This is a genomic window from Marisediminitalea aggregata, assembly GCF_900129565.1.
GTDB classification, from domain to species: domain Bacteria; phylum Pseudomonadota; class Gammaproteobacteria; order Enterobacterales; family Alteromonadaceae; genus Alteromonas; species Alteromonas aggregata.
Genome location: NZ_FQWD01000001.1, coordinates 286,799 through 301,861, shown reverse-complemented (window position 1 = coordinate 301,861; position 15,063 = coordinate 286,799). Strand labels below are relative to the sequence as shown.

General features: G+C 49.9%; 10 protein-coding genes. 6 read left to right on the top strand and 4 right to left on the bottom strand.

The window, feature by feature from the left end:
* The 6 genes from galK to BUB81_RS01260 all read left to right on the top strand — a co-directional run bounded on the left by galK (nt 1) and on the right by BUB81_RS01260 (nt 5,945).
* Nucleotides 1-1,143 (top strand): galactokinase, encoded by a 1,143-nt coding sequence (gene galK / locus BUB81_RS01285; RefSeq protein ID WP_073317045.1) that lies wholly within the window; start codon nt 1-3, stop codon nt 1,141-1,143.
* A gap of 62 nt (nt 1,144-1,205) precedes the next feature.
* Entirely contained in the window at nt 1,206-2,768 is a 1,563-nt protein-coding gene (locus tag BUB81_RS01280; protein ID WP_073317042.1) for a sodium/sugar symporter, read from the top strand.
* A 102-nt stretch (nt 2,769-2,870) separates the two neighbouring features.
* The gene (locus BUB81_RS01275; RefSeq protein ID WP_073317038.1) at nt 2,871-3,377 is read left to right on the top strand and encodes a DUF8051 family protein; all 507 of its coding nucleotides are present in this window, start codon (nt 2,871-2,873) and stop codon (nt 3,375-3,377) included.
* Nucleotides 3,378-3,507: 130 nt separating this feature from the next.
* A complete protein-coding gene (locus BUB81_RS01270; RefSeq protein ID WP_073317035.1) occupies nt 3,508-3,957 on the top strand; it encodes a hypothetical protein in 450 nt (149 codons plus the stop codon).
* Nucleotides 3,958-4,116: 159 nt separating this feature from the next.
* A complete protein-coding gene (locus BUB81_RS01265) occupies nt 4,117-4,752 on the top strand; it encodes a phosphoribosyl-AMP cyclohydrolase (RefSeq protein WP_073317032.1) in 636 nt (211 codons plus the stop codon).
* Nucleotides 4,753-5,021: 269 nt separating this feature from the next.
* Nucleotides 5,022-5,945, top strand: a complete 924-nt coding sequence (locus BUB81_RS01260) for a class I SAM-dependent methyltransferase (RefSeq protein ID WP_073317029.1) — start codon at nt 5,022-5,024, stop codon at nt 5,943-5,945.
* Nucleotides 5,946-5,998: 53 nt separating this feature from the next.
* On the opposite strand, the gene BUB81_RS01255 is transcribed toward BUB81_RS01260, so the two are convergent.
* The 4 genes from BUB81_RS01255 to BUB81_RS01240 all read right to left on the bottom strand — a co-directional run bounded on the left by BUB81_RS01255 (nt 5,999) and on the right by BUB81_RS01240 (nt 14,754).
* Entirely contained in the window at nt 5,999-8,575 is a 2,577-nt protein-coding gene (locus tag BUB81_RS01255) for a cellulase family glycosylhydrolase (protein WP_073317026.1), read from the bottom strand.
* A 4-nt stretch (nt 8,576-8,579) separates the two neighbouring features.
* Entirely contained in the window at nt 8,580-9,602 is a 1,023-nt protein-coding gene (gene galE / locus BUB81_RS01250; RefSeq protein WP_073317023.1) for a UDP-glucose 4-epimerase GalE, read from the bottom strand.
* 22 nt (nt 9,603-9,624) lie between these two features.
* Complete coding sequence (locus BUB81_RS01245) at nt 9,625-11,979, bottom strand: glycoside hydrolase family 2 TIM barrel-domain containing protein (protein WP_245819094.1); 2,355 nt, start codon at nt 11,977-11,979, stop codon at nt 9,625-9,627.
* Nucleotides 11,980-12,117: 138 nt separating this feature from the next.
* Nucleotides 12,118-14,754, bottom strand: a complete 2,637-nt coding sequence (locus BUB81_RS01240; protein WP_073317021.1) for a TonB-dependent receptor — start codon at nt 14,752-14,754, stop codon at nt 12,118-12,120.
* Between the last annotated feature and the right edge of the window lie 309 nt (nt 14,755-15,063).

Here is a 15,063-nt window from a genome sequence, read left to right as displayed (position 1 = left end):
ATGGCAAAAGACAATGCATTACTGGCTGTATTTGAAGAGTTTTTTCAACACAGCCCAACGATTGAAGTGCACGCACCTGGCAGGGTAAACCTGATCGGCGAGCATACTGATTACAACCAAGGATTTGTTTTTCCCGCGGCAATCAATTTTGGTACCCGCATTGTTGGTTCCCCGCGTGATGACCGGACTATTAGCGTAGTCGCCGTCGATTACGATTACGCCCAGTGTGAGTTTTCTCTCGATGATATCCAACACGTTGACTACCCCGGCTGGTCTAACTATGTCCGCGGCGTTTGCAAAGAATTATTGCAAGACTACCCGAATCTGCAGGGCGCAAACCTGGTGATTACCGGAAACGTTCCGCAAGGTGCAGGTCTCAGTTCTTCTGCGTCGTTTGAGGTTGCCATTGCCAGCGCCTTCAACCAATTGTATTCACTGGATCTCAACGGTGTAAATGCGGCGCTGATAGGCCAGCGCGCAGAGAACAATTTTGTCGGCTGTTCTTGCGGCATTATGGACCAGCTTATTTCAGCTATGGGTAAAAAAGATCAGGCGATGTTACTGGATTGTAGGGACCTGTCTCGTCAATACATAAGTCTGCCAGATGATTTTGCCATTATGATCATCAATTCAAACGTAAAACGTGGGCTGGTAGACAGTGAATACAACCTGCGTCGTCAGCAGTGCGAAGGCGCGGCAAACGCTATGAGCGTAGCCAGTTTGCGAGAGGCAGACTTAACCTTACTGGCAGCGAACCAGGCCAATATGAGCGATGAAGAGTTTCGTCGTGCGCGCCATATCATTACTGAAAACGCGCGTACAGAAGCCATGTTTGCCGCACTGAAGCAAAATGACATTGCGACAGTCAGTAAACTAATGGCGCAATCGCACGTGTCGATGCGCGATGATTTCGAAATCACCGTTCCGCCAATTGATTACCTGGTTGAAATCATTGGCGAGGAAATTGGCAGCCTGGGTGGCGTGCGAATGACGGGCGGTGGCTTCGGTGGTTGTGTTGTTGCTTTATTACCAAAAAATCTCACCGAAAAGGTGTCTAAACTGGTAGAAGCGAAGTATCATGCCCACACACAACTGAAACAAACGATTTACATTTGCACAGCGGAACAAGGCGCATTTGTTTAACAAATCGGCTGATTGCAGTAACAATGTAGTATTAAAACAACAAAAAGTGTATGGAAAATAGTATGAACATAGCAACGTTGGATATTGCGCTCTTTGTCCTTTACGTGGTTGCGCTTATCGGGATTGCCTGGTGGGTATCACGTGAAGAAAAGGGACACGAAAAAGACACCAATGATTACTTTCTTGCGGGCTCAAGTTTGCCATGGTGGGCCATTGGTGCCTCATTAATTGCGGCAAACATCTCTGCCGAGCAGATCATCGGTATGTCGGGATCTGGCTATATGGTGGGTTTGGCAATTGCCTCTTATGAGTGGATGGCTGCGATTACCCTGATCATTGTCGGTAAGTACTTCCTGCCTATTTTCCTGAAACACAAAATCTACACCATGCCGCAGTTCCTTGAGCAGCGTTATGACCACCGCGTACGTATGGTTATGGCCGTATTCTGGCTGGGTGTGTATGTCTTCGTTAATCTTACAGCGGTGTTGTGGTTGGGCGCATTAGCGATCAATACCATGGCAGGCGTGGACCTGATGTACGGGATGATTTTCCTGGGTGTATTCTCGCTGGCATACTCACTGTACGGTGGCCTGAAGGCGGTTGCGATGACCGATATTATTCAGGTTGTGCTGCTCGTTGCAGGTGGCTTGTTCCTGTCGTATACCGCATTAAATCTGATCGGCGATGGCCAGGGCGTACTGGCTGGTTTTGCTACGGTTACGGAGCAACTGCCTGGCAAGTTCGACATGATCCTAAGCGAAGACAACCCTCACTATATGGACCTGCCTGGCCTGTCGGTACTTATTGGTGGTCTGTGGATCATGAACCTGTCTTACTGGGGCTTTAACCAGTACATCATTCAGCGCACGCTGGCAGCCAAGAGTGTGAATGAAGCTCAGAAAGGTATTGTGTTCGCTGCTTTCCTTAAAGTATTGATGCCGTTGATTGTGGTGCTACCGGGTATTGCTGCTGTGCTGTTAGTGCCAGATCTGGAAAAAGCTGACCAGGCATACCCGTCGTTAATGACGCTAATGCCTGTAGGTTTGAAAGGGATTATTTTTGCTGCATTGGTGGCAGCTATCGTGTCGTCACTGGCATCTATGACCAACAGTGTTTCAACCATCTTCACCATGGATATCTACAAAGATCGCAACCCGGGTAAGTCTCAGCAACACTATGTAAAAGTAGGTCGTATCGTGAGTCTGGTTGCCTTGTTGATTGCAATGGTTGCTGCTAAGCCGTTGTTAGGTCAGTTCGACCAGGCATTCCAGTATATCCAGGAATTCACCGGCTTCTTCACACCGGGTATCGTTGCCTTGTTCGCATTAGGTATGTTCTGGAAGAAAACCACTGCAAATGGTGGTTTGGTGGCCGCTATCGGCTCTGCCGTGTTCAGTCTGAGCTTCAAGTTGTTGTTGCCTGAACTGCCATTTATGGACCGTGTTGGTATCGTATTCCTGCTGTGTGTCGGTCTGGCTGTGATTGTGAGCCTGATTGAAAGCAAAGGCGACCACGCAAATGCGGTTGAGCTAAATGACATCAACTTTAAAACGACCTCAGGCTTTAATCTGGCGTCACTGGCACTGACGATTGTCGTTGCCGCGTTCTATATTATTTGGTGGTAAACACCACTGTAGAAATCAAAAGCCCCTCTCGCAGGGGCTTTTTTTTACCTCTTATTCACCCTGGCTGCCCGATACTGTTCTCATCGTTATTTGGAGGACTTTATGCACCGTACACTTTCGTTATTATTGTTGTTATCTGGCCTGGGGTTATCAATTCTGGTCCCTGGCGGGCCAATAGAAACCCGCGATTTCTCGCATATCTCACCTATCATTCTTGCGCTGTTTAACAGCTACCTTACAGTACTTGGGGTAGGAAGTTTTATGCTCGCGTACTTTTGTTTTCAGCGCCAGCGCTGGGCTTTTAAGGCTACTGTTTTGGCTGGGCTGAGCTACTTGTGGGTCTATGCTATCGACCTGGCTCGCGTATTTCCAACTTCGCCTACGCCAATGCCAACGGCACTGGAAGTGGTCGAAATTCTTGGTGTTTTACTGGCGCTGCCCATGAGTATTATTGCTACCCGACTGGCATGTTCCCAACCGCTGTCGATGTCAACGGGCCGTGCTGCCGGCAGTGAACGCGCTTTGATTCTTGTGTCGGGCGCTCTGTTATTCGTGTTGTCGGCCTGCATTATCTTATTTGCTACACTGGCCGCTATGGGGCGGTTGTAATTATCTTTGAGGTCGCTGAGAACACGCAGAACCTGTTGAATAATTGAACGTTTAGCGCTATAACCAAGGATGGTTGTACTGCGTTTATCAGCGTTGTGCCCGGATACCGATTCAACGCATGGAGACGTTAGTGAGTTCAGCGCGGACAGCAAAATTGTACGATGTGTTTTACCAAGACAAATACGGTAGTGTGAAGTTACGCATTATTGGCAATGTGCTTGTGTCACAGTTCGAGGGGCCGTGTGGCGTCCGTCTGGCCAGGAACTTCAAACGTGATGTTATTGAATTTGTTTCGGTTCTGGAACATCAGCCTTGGGCCTACATGAGTATTTCCAATGGCTTTGAAGCCGCCACCGCTGACGCACTGACTATTCTTACCGAGTCCTTTATGGCCTGCGGAAGCCGGGGCTGCAGAGCCGAGGCTTATGTGATGCGCTCACCGATTGCCCGGCATCAGGTCAACGCTATGCGCAGTAAAGCCGGGTTGGAAATAAACGATGCCGTGTTTTTTCCGGATTATCGCAGTGCACGGCGACACCTCAACACTGCACTGGCTACATCAACTATCCCGCAAGCTTAATTCTGGTACTACAGACCCTGTGAGATTTGAGCCGACGGTTTTAATGTTCTTTTAATGTTCCTTTCAAGTCTTATTCAGACTGCTTCAATACACTTGTTCATGAAGATTCACACGGCGACATGTTAGTCGTTAGATTCATTTGGATAAGAGAGTATTGCTATGAGAAATGTTAAATTACCATCGTTAGTTGCTTTATCCCTGACCACCGTTTTTCTGACTGGTTGTGCGACAGCGCAATCTCAACAACTTCAAAATGAAGCAGGTAAAGTGGCTTCGCAGTCTGTCTCGCCAGCCGTAGTAGACAACCAATTGTTATATTCGGACGTATGCATTTCAGAACGGGAAGTGGTTGAAGCCCAGAAGATGTGGGGAGATGGCATTGTCCGCATTGGGTCAGTGTTTTCTGCCAAAGGAGATTACAAAACTGAGGCGGCAGACTTTATTCAGGATATGTATGGCTACGATTTAAGCAGTGTTCTGTTTAAACCGACACTGGCAGCCAAAGTACAGTTTCGATCGAGCTTCGACGCCGCACTGTCTTATTTTGTTGGCGACAACGCGTCTTACTCCGAGGACAAGGGCTTTGCCATTAAGCCTTACACCAACGTGAAATTTGAAAATGTAGGCATCATCAACAACAGTTGCAGCATGGCGGTTGCAATGGGAAATTACTATTTTTCTGATACCAAAGGGGGTGAAACAAAGGTTGAATATACATTCGCCTACGTGAAAGACAAGTCGGGCAAATTGAGAATTGTTGCGCACCAGTCTTCTCTGCCTTATTCACCGTCGTAAATACATTTTACAGAGGCCGAAATGACGAGGGGATGGTTGTTCCCTCGTACTTTCTTTTACCCTTGCGTTAATTATTTTCCGCGTTTCAATCCTCACCATTCATTGTTAATAATCAGAATTAAAACCGTTCTCGCACAGGCAATGTTGAATTGCCGAATACAAGGGAGTGCAGAGGATTCTGGTTTATGCGGCGTCACACAAGTTGTTGTAATGGTGTGTTGATGGCCTTACTATTTTAGTAACGAGGGAACGCCGGAGATACGACAGTTATGCCGTTTAGGAAAGTCAGCTTTTTAGGATTTACGCTGGGTATTACTGCCGACAAATACAGTGCGGGCATTAGTATTGCTTATAATGGTTCACTGTGGAAAGCGCTCACAACGTCTATTCAACGCAAACGCCGTAAACAGATGACGGACAAGCATGCCGCCGATGTTGAGAAATCCTCTGCCCAGCCGGCCCCGGTTGCACAAGGCTCCCTTCAGGAGCAGATAAACAGTACGTACTGGTATCACACGCTTCACTTTGACAATGGGCTCACTACCCCAGGGCAATTCGATCAAAATCCGATATTAGACCGTTACTGCTTGCCCGAGCGTTTGGAGGGAAAACGGGTTCTGGATGTGGCTACATTCGACGGATTCTGGGCCTTCGAATTAGAGAAGCGTGGCGCGAGTGAGGTGCTGGCGCTGGATGTAGAAGGGCCAGCCGACTGCGACTATTTGCCATCAAGAATGGCGCAAGCAACTGAGGAAGAGCTCAGTATTAAGTTCGGGCGTGGATTTGCTATTGCCAAAGCGGCCTATAACTCCAAGGTGGAACGGGTAATATGTAATGTCTATGACTTGTCACCAGACCAGTTCGGCATGTTTGACGTTGTTCATTCTGGTGATTTTCTTATTCATTTGAACAACCCTGTAAAAGCCTTACAGAATATTGCAAAAGTATGTCGTGAATACGCCATCATTTCGGATGTTTACGATCCGAGTCTGGAGGCCATGGGCGAGCGTAAATACCTGCAATATCATGGCGGTCACAATGACGTAACCTGGTGGAGTTTCAGTTTGTCGGGTCTGCGCGCGATGATCGAGGATGCTGGCTTCGTTCGAGTCGAACTTATTGCAGATTTTACTTATGGTCAGCGTGGCCATCCGGAGAATATGCATCACGCCGTCTTTAAAGCTTATAAATAGGGCAATAGTATATCGGATAGTAAAAAGGGACCTCATGCGGTCCCTTTTGCGTTTTATTCGCTTAACGCGACCAGTGCAACTTCGCCGAGTTCTATCCCCCGACGGTGCTTGTGATGGTTTGAACGTGACGCCGGTAATTGAAACTGCAAGCCACTGAGCTGCTGTAAATCCAACGCGCCGGCTGTGCTATTTGCTGGTAACGTGACAGGCATAAACATGGGGTAAGCCCTTGGCATAACCGTCGCAACCGGTTTCAGCGCATCCAGAGGTATGACAAGCGTATGCCATTCATTGGTTATGGCAACACTGGCGCCGAAGGCCAGGCCGTCATTGGCAATAACACCCAGTGCCAGGATGTCTTTGTGTGTAGTCGCTCTCACTCGCAGTGCCAATGCGTTATAGCCGGTTAAATCACGGCCCTGAATCGTCAGGTCTTTAGGCAGTTCGGTGCGCAGTAAAGACCCTCCCAAGGGATGATGAGGCTCAAATACCTCCAATCGCACGCTCTCTCCGTCCGCTGAGGCCGATGAGGCAGGCCATGCAATGGCTTGTTGAGGTGTGATCAGCGCCGCGCGATCCAGCGCCGGGTCGAAAATGACAACAGGGGAGAGCGCAGGCATTAATACCGTGTGGTACTGACCCGCTGTTACATGGTCCCAGTCCTGAGGACTACCGCTTACTTTGCCCGGAAACGTTATAGTTTTTCCGCTGTCATTTACCGTAAAGACATATTCCAGCTTTCCGGGCTGTTGCCAGGCGTCATCCTCAGGCAACGATGCTTCAAACACGCCCTGTCCGGCCGTTGTCATCGGGATAGTCAGGTAGTCGTTGTAGCCCTGATATTTCAATTGCAGGCTCACTTGTGCTTTGTTGCTAATCCCTTGTGCTATTACGCGGAATATCAGGGGCTCGCCAAGCGTGTGCTGCCGTGCAGCCTGATGAATTAACACTGGCTCTACAGTGGGGATAGTAGGTAAATAATAGCGGTTATCGATGGTGGAGGCAGGCTTCACGCTGGATTTTTCAGATAACACATAGATGCCGGGCTGCACGGTGATGCGCCCGCTCATTGCCTCCATGGTCTGCGCGGCGGACTCTGCTTCAGTGCCACTAATGCGCACTGCAGTAAAGCGGCTGCCCAGTTCAGGCAAATTTATCTGCATATCGCGATGCTGCGCGTATAACCGACTTACCTCGCGTTTCAAGCTGGAGGACTGATACGCATCCTGTAAGTTGATCACATCGGGAAAAACTTCTAAACGCCAGTCACCATTCTCCAGACGGTCCAGAAAGTAGGCACCGCTTCCGGTGTAACTAACCAGAGGTGAGCTACCGACACCGGCGATATGTTCCAGTGTATTTGCTTGTTTGGGTTTGGTAGTCGTACTGTTGGTATAATAAAACTGCTTACCATCGTCGAAAACCGCAAGGTTGTCGGTATAGCTGAGTTGCGTATGGCCAAACTGGTTGTTAGCCGGGTAGTCTGAAGCCTGGTAATCTAGCGGAAGCGCTCGAAACTCCTCACCCGCAATCATCAGGCTAATTGCCTTACCCGGTGTGTACAGCAAGTTTAAAAAGTGGGTGTTGTAGTCGGAGTTGGTGTTGGCAATCACCGCAGGATCGTAAGCAAATTGCGTGGCCCACTGAAAGCCGGCTTGTTTAAAGCTGCGTGCCATCGCGGGGTACATGACCGTATGCGCCACGTCCGCGGCGTCAAATTCGTACACCATTCGCGCTTTCGGCGCACAGGCTTCTATGCCTGCAAATGGATCGGTGTAGCGTGAAACCGCTGGCAGCATATTGGTGTTCATTGCGCTGTATTTCAGCAAGCCTGTGGGATACCACTGATAAGCAATACCGTCGATGTTGCTGTTACACAAGGCCTCAGCAAATTGCGGCTTGTTGCCCTGTTCAGCAATGTTGTAGAACAAGGGTTTAGTGACGCCGGCTGCACGCACGGCGTTAATCAGCCGGTTTACGTAAGCCTTTGCATCCTCTGGAGGTTGAGGATGCTTGGGTTCGTTGAACAGTTCAAAAGCAATAATATCGGGGTCGGTCGCGACTACCCGGTTGGTATAGCGGTTTTTATGCTGCAAAAACTGCGTAAGGTAGCGTTCCTGAGCGGCAATTAAGTGTTCTTTTTCATTCATGTCTGACTTGCTGAAGCCAACCGCAAAGCCGGGTTCCTCCGGATCGGGCTCCGGGTAACCTGAGCCCCACCACGCAATCGGCGTAATAATGGCCTTTATGCCACGTTCCTGTAAACGCAGCATCAGGTAGTCAAACAGTTCAAGGTTGTGGTTGTTCAGCAGATTGCCTTGCTTGTCGCTGATGACTTTGTCCCACACGTGAATGCGGTAGGCATCGAGTTTCAGGCGTGCAATGTGAGCCACATCCATGTCGATAGCGGCTTTGTGATCAATACCGCGGCGCTCGATGGCGCGATAGCCGTAGGCAAACGGCGCACTGTAATTCACACCAAACAGGGCGACAGGTTCGCCTGTGTCCTGCCAACGCATTTCGCCGTTTTCAACTGTGATATCCCGGGCATTCGCACTCAGGGCAATCGATAACAACAAGACACAACAAAACGGTATCGCGAAGCGAAGAAGTGAACGAGATAGCGACATTGTATTACTCCTTGTCACCCTGATAGCCATTAGGGTTGTTTGATTGCCAGTGCCAGCTTGAGGCCACCATGTCAGTTAAATCCCGTGTAGCCTGCCATCCCAGCAATGATTTGGCGCGATTGGCATTAGCATAGCATTTTGCTACGTCACCCGGGCGTCGTGGTGCAATTCTGTAGGGTACCGGTTGTTCACTGGCAGATTCATAGGCCTTGACCATTTCCAATACAGAGACACCCTGTCCGGTGCCCAGGTTAATGATATGCGAGCCTGGATTTGCCGCCAATTGTTCCAGCGCAGCAACGTGCCCTTCCGCGAGGTCACACACGTGAATGTAATCACGTACACCGGTACCGTCGGTGGTTGGGTAGTCATTACCAAACACCGACAGCTGTTCGCGCTTGCCACAGGCTACCTGAGCGATGAAGGGCATCAGGTTGTTCGGAATGCCATTGGGATCTTCCCCAATCAGGCCACTCGGGTGCGCGCCAACGGGGTTAAAGTAACGCAAAATAATGGCACTGAAACGTTCAAAGGCCACACAGGTATCCTGCATAATCAATTCAACCATGTACTTACTGCGGCCATAAGGGTTGGTTGGTGCTAATGGGAAAGACTCGTCAATGGGTACAGTATGCGGGTCGCCGTATACCGTTGCCGAAGAACTGAATACAAGCGCCTGTACATCGGCTTCAAGCATGCACTCAATCAAGGTTTGACTGGCAGTCACATTATTGCAGTAGTACATCAGTGGCTTTTCAACGGATTCACCTACCGCTTTGGAGCCTGCGAAGTGAATTACGCCATCGAATTCATATTGGCTGAAAATGCGTTGCAGCAGTGCCTTGTCGCCCACATCGCCTTCAAAGCAGGTAATGGACTGGCCGGTAATGGCTTCCACGCGCTTGAGAGCCTGTGGGTGACTATTGCTAAAGTTGTCGATAACGACGACTTGGTGACCTGCGTAAAGCAGAGCCACACAGGTGTGCGTGCCGATATAGCCCGCACCACCAGTGACCAGAATTTGCATGCCTTAAAATGCTCCTAAATCGTTAAAACGTGAGAGTGGCCGCGGCGAGTCCCGGGCCGGAAACGGTTACGGTTGCACCGCTCAACTGCTGACCTGCTTCAATTAACAGTGCAGCTTCACCGCGAGCAGTCATGATAGGGCTTTGATTTAATATAGTAATATCGCCAGTACTGCTGGCTGAAAGTTCGATGTTGTTGACGAAAGCCGGGTTGCCGTTGGCGTCCAACAGTTGAGCATACACGAATACCACGTCTTTCACGCCTGCTTGAACTGGCATGCCGCTTTCATCAATACGCAAGGCGATTTGGGTGGGGGCGGACGCCGTAGCAACACTGTGAGTCGCAACAACCTGGTCTTCTATGAGCGCTTCCGCGCGCAACGTACCCGCTTCAAAACCGGCCAACTTAAAAGTAAACGGCGGATGCGCTAGGTGTGAGCTGAGTGCGTCGGTATCCGGCGTCTGTTGTGCAATCAGGGTGTCGTTCAGATACAGCTTAACCTGTTCGGCGTTAGAGAATACCCGCACAGTTGGTCTGGAATCAGCTTGCCAGTCACTGGCAATGAATACCATTGGGCCACTGGTGTAGCGGTTATCGACTTCCTCGGGAGAACGTTGGCTCTGGAAAAAATAATAGCTGTACTTAGGCTGGCGGTAGAGGCTCATGATACCCGATGACTCAATGTCGTCAGCATAGCCACGGTTATAGTCGAACATCACCCAATAACCGTCAGCAAATGCAGGCACGGTAAAGTTATCGTTGTGCGCTTCCTGCAGGTTCAGAGCCTGTTGTAGCAAGCGCTTTTCACCGCTATTGAGCAACTGGCGACTGGTACGTTCTTCTTCTTTCAGGCCTTCCCACGCATCCTGGTTCAGACCCGCGTTCTGCGCATAGTATTCCCAGTCACCGTATTCAGACACAATGTAAGGCTGGTTTGGCGTGCTGTAGTGCTGTAAACGGTGTTGGCGGGCCTGCACAAAGATGTCGTAACCCTTTTCCCAACCCGCTGAAAACGCACCTGGGTATTCGGTTTTAACTGTGTTGTGCAGTGTTGCAATGAACTCGTCTGGCATATCAGACTCGTTTAACGAGCATTCCCAGGCGATCACGCTGGCGTGGTTGCGGTCACGGCGAATAAGGTCGGCGCAGCTGTCGATAATATGCGCTTCGAAGGCCGGATCGGCGTTATAAAACTGCCAGCCTAACACGGCGTTGAGCAGCACTAAGCCCAGTTCATCCGCAGCTTGCATAAAGGCAGGGGAGTGTGGGTAATGCGACAGGCGCACATAATCAAATCCGGCTGATTTAATTTTTACCGCGTCGCGGTAATCGGCCTGCGGAGAAATGGCATAACCTACAAAAGGGTATTCCTGATGGCGGTTAACGCCGCGCAGGAAGGTTTTCTCGCCGTTGATCAGCAATTCGTGGTTTTCATTGAAGGCAAATTCGCGAATACCGATTTTGCGCTGCTGACGCTCAACCAGTTCATTGTTACGGCGCAATTCGGTAGTCAGGGTATACAGGTTGGGTTGAGTCGGCGACCAGAGTCTGGCTTGTTCGACGGTAAGATGCTGCTCAAGGTGTTCAGCCTGTCCTGGCTCAAGGGTATACTGGGTTTGCTGAGAAATCGTTTGCCCTTTATTTTCCAGCGTTTGCACTAGGGTAAACGTAGCCGGCGTTGCTGATTGGTTGGCCACATGAGTTTTAATGTTGACGCGGGATACGTCTTCACTTACCTGAGGGTATGTTACAAAAATACCGCCGCCTGCAGGAATGTCGGCCAGAATCTCGTCAGTAATGTGCAGCGGATCTTTCACCATCACACTCACGCCGCGATACAAACCACCATAGGTATTAAAGTCCAATAGCCCCAGTGGTTTCGGGCCCGTCAGCGGATTGTCCTGATTGTCCAGTTTCACGGTTAGCGTGTTGCTGCCCGGTTGCAGGTAAGGGGTGAGATCCAGTGTGAAAGGCAGATAGCCCCCCATGTGCTCGCCTAACTGCTGGTCGTTGAGCCACACTGTTGCAACGTTCATTGCAGCTTCAAAGCGCAGTAGCACGGTTTTTTCATGCCAGCTCGCGGGCGCGTCGAAGGTTTTCTTGTACCACGCAATGCCTTGCCATTGATCGTTGACGACTTCGGGCTCGAGATTTGGCGTGTGGGGTAGCTGTACGGTTTGCCATGAATCAGCAGGCGGCTGGCCGTTTTCATCGGCTTTAGTGAACTGCCATTGTTGATTGAAATTAATGGTTTGGCTTATTGCAACCCCGGACGTGGTGCTGTCGATATCAGCGGTGTCCGAAGGCGGATTGGGTTGGCAGGCACTGAGCCAAAGTACATTGCTCAATAGCAATGCCGTACGAGCAAAATAGTTCACGAGGTAACCTCAGTTTGTTTAAACGTAGTAACTAAAAACAGAATGGGACTTGCTTTAAAGCGGGCAGAACCTGAACCAGGCACACACGTCAGGCTCTGCCAAAACTCGCTGCCCGTGGGTCTCAGGCAGCGATGTTCCTTACATGGAGTATTGGAAACCAATCAGGTAACGCTTGCCCCACTCAATGTAACTGCCGATGCGGCTTGGGTCGTTGTCGAAGTAGCTTTGCGACACTTCGTTAGTCAGGTTTTGACCCTGCAGCATGATCTTAAACTTGTCAGTCACGTCGTAAGAGATACTGGCATCAACGGTTGCTTCCCCACGCGTTGTGGTGATTTCCGTTGGATCCCAACTGCCAACACGCGTGTAGGCACTGCGGTAGTTGTAAGACACCTTGGCGTCAAACCCAGATTTGTAGTACCACAAGGTCAGGCTGCCAACGTTTTTCGACAATCCGCCTAATGGCAGTGGGTTGTCTTCTGGCACAAACTCAGTCACGTTGCTGTCGGTGTAGCTGTAGTTCGAGTAAATTCCAAGGCCGTCAAAGGGCTCTGGCAGCATGGTAAACGCTTGCTGATACATTACTTCGAAACCGCGAATTTGACCGCCATCACCGTTAACCGGGCCGCTGAACTGATATTCAACGCCGTTGAAGGTAATGGTGTCAGTGGCGCTACCAACGTGAGTTTTCAGGTCTTTAAAGAACAAAGAGAACGTCAGTGCAGCGTCTTCTGAGAAGAAGTATTCATAACCTAAGTCAATCTGATCAGCCACAAAGGGGTTCAGTTTGGGGTTACCACCTGAAGCCGTTTTCACTGGAGATTGGTTATCCAGCCAGAAACCCGTGCGCATTTCTACCAGCGGTGGGCGTGACATGGTGCGGGCCAGGCCAACACGAACTTGCGAATCTTCGGTTACCGACAAACGCAGGTTAAGTGAAGGCAGGATCTCGCTATAGCTGTGGTCTACTGAAGTCGGTTCAATGGTTACGCCGTCTTCGGTTTGGTAGCCGGCAGACGTGGACTCAGTGCGCACATAGCGGACACCAGCGTTACCTGTATACGGAATACCGAACAATTCACCATCGAGGTTAAGCATGAAATAAGCGGCAGAATTGGTTTCCTGAACATTCCACGAGTTCAACAGGTTTTGCGGCTGAGGATCGTTGTTGTTGCGGCTGTCGATACCACCAAATGCCTGATTAACCACTGATTGCCAATTGTTGATGGTGTATAAATCCGGTGACACAAAGCCGCCACCAAGTGCATAGCTGCTGCCATACCCGCTAACTGAACTGTCTGTTACGCCCTGCCACCAGGAGATAACGTTATTGTCTTTTTCGCGGTCTGACCAACGCACACCAAAGCTCAGCTGGGTGGCGTGTCCCCAGTCCACAAAGCGAGACATATCTGCTTTGATGGTCAGCATTTCGTCGTCGAGGATGCGGTCGTTGTCAACGGTCATGCCGTTCAGCGTGTAGTAGTCCGGATTGCCAATCTCTTCGCTGGCAACGACTTCCAGACGGTCGCCGCTTACATCCCAGCCAATATCAACGGGTGTTGGGCCGGTATAGGTTGAAGTGACATTTACCCAGCGTGATTCAATCGATGCGTTTGAGTAACCTACATCCAGCGCGGTTAGCCAAACATCACCCTGCCATTCCAGATTCAGACCGGTGCTTACCAGTTCGTTTTGCTGGAACCAGGTAGCGTTGTTGGCCGAGTGATTTGCCCAAATTAAGCCGCCAGCGGTGATTTGTTCGCCACCGTTTTCAGTCGTCACAATTTGCGTGTCATACTGAGAATTCTGGTAGTTCCATAGACTGGAGTTCTGCCAGTTGCCCCAGCCGTCGAACCAGAACTGGTCTTCACGTTCTTCGATATCAAACTTGGAATAGAAAAGGTTGTATTTAACCTGCAGGGCATCTGTAGGCAGCCACTGGATTACGGCCATGCTGCCCACACGTTCAGTGTTTCCGCCTTTGGTTGCGGATTTACCACCCCATGGCGCCGCTTCTTTGATGCCGTTTTCGTTTACGTCACCCATATCCCAGTCGTATTTGTTGTACGAGTAAGAAGAGGTCTCTCGCTGAACCGAAGGCTGATCCTGATACGCAATACCAAAGGCAAAACCAAAGGTGTCAGAGATAGGCTCGATGATACTGAAGCTACCGCGCTTGCCGCTGGCATCTGCGGTGGGGACATCGTCACCCAACACGTAATCCATGGCATGTGCAGTGACCGTTACCAGTCCTTCATCGCGAGACAAAGGTTCAACAAAATTCATGTTAACCAATCCAGAAATACCGCCTTCTGTTTGGTTTGCCATTGGGCTCTTGTAGACTTCTACCGAGCTGATCAGCTCAGCAGGAAATTGTTCGTAGCGCACGCTTCGGCTCGGTTCGCCACTCACGATTTCGCGGCCATTCATGGTCGCCAGGTTCAGACGAGGCCCCAGGCCGCGGATAGACAGAATACTAGGGTTACCGCGGTCACGGTCGGCGGCAACGCCAGGCAAACGGGCCAGTGCGTCAGTAATGGTTACATCGGGTAACTGGCCCAAATCGTCGGTCGAGATGATCTCAACGGTAGAGTCGGCCAGTTTTTTGTGTTGCAGTGAGCGGGTCAGCGTACTACCAAAGCCACGTACGGTAATGACTTCAGTTTCTTCTTCCTGTACCTGGGCGGTCGTGTCTTCCTGGGCATGTGCCACAGACAGTCCCAGTCCCTGAACTAATGCTAGTGCGGTAAGGCTCAGTTTAAATGGTGTTTTCATATATAACTCCCAAGGCAAGAGTGTCTCGTTTTTCAAATTCTGTGGACGTTATCTATTTATTAATTATTCGTATGCTTAGGTTAACGTCCACGCTAGCAATAACATATTTATAACATAGGAGGGAAAACGTTTTCCATAAAAAGTGTGTAAATTTATCGCGTATTTTTTAAATTTCATAAATAACAATGAGTTAAACGGTGAAACGATTTCCTGTTTTGCGTCGTGGTGATTCATATTTGAACGGATTGAGGAAAATGAGGTTTAGCATTCCCTGCTAGTGTTCAGGTATAAATGACCTTGAACACTGAT

What these genes read in the sequence shown, in the direction of transcription:
- BUB81_RS01265 (WP_073317032.1), top strand. Translation starts at nt 4,117, where the DNA reads ATGAGAAATGTTAAATTACCATCGTTAGTTGCTTTATCCCTGACCACC.
- galE (WP_073317023.1), bottom strand. Translation starts at nt 9,602, where the DNA reads ATGCAAATTCTGGTCACTGGTGGTGCGGGCTATATCGGCACGCACACC.
- BUB81_RS01255 (WP_073317026.1), bottom strand. Translation starts at nt 8,575, where the DNA reads ATGTCGCTATCTCGTTCACTTCTTCGCTTCGCGATACCGTTTTGTTGT.
- BUB81_RS01260 (WP_073317029.1), top strand. Translation starts at nt 5,022, where the DNA reads ATGCCGTTTAGGAAAGTCAGCTTTTTAGGATTTACGCTGGGTATTACT.
- galK (WP_073317045.1), top strand. Translation starts at nt 1, where the DNA reads ATGGCAAAAGACAATGCATTACTGGCTGTATTTGAAGAGTTTTTTCAA.
- BUB81_RS01275 (WP_073317038.1), top strand. Translation starts at nt 2,871, where the DNA reads ATGCACCGTACACTTTCGTTATTATTGTTGTTATCTGGCCTGGGGTTA.
- BUB81_RS01280 (WP_073317042.1), top strand. Translation starts at nt 1,206, where the DNA reads ATGAACATAGCAACGTTGGATATTGCGCTCTTTGTCCTTTACGTGGTT.
- BUB81_RS01240 (WP_073317021.1), bottom strand. Translation starts at nt 14,754, where the DNA reads ATGAAAACACCATTTAAACTGAGCCTTACCGCACTAGCATTAGTTCAG.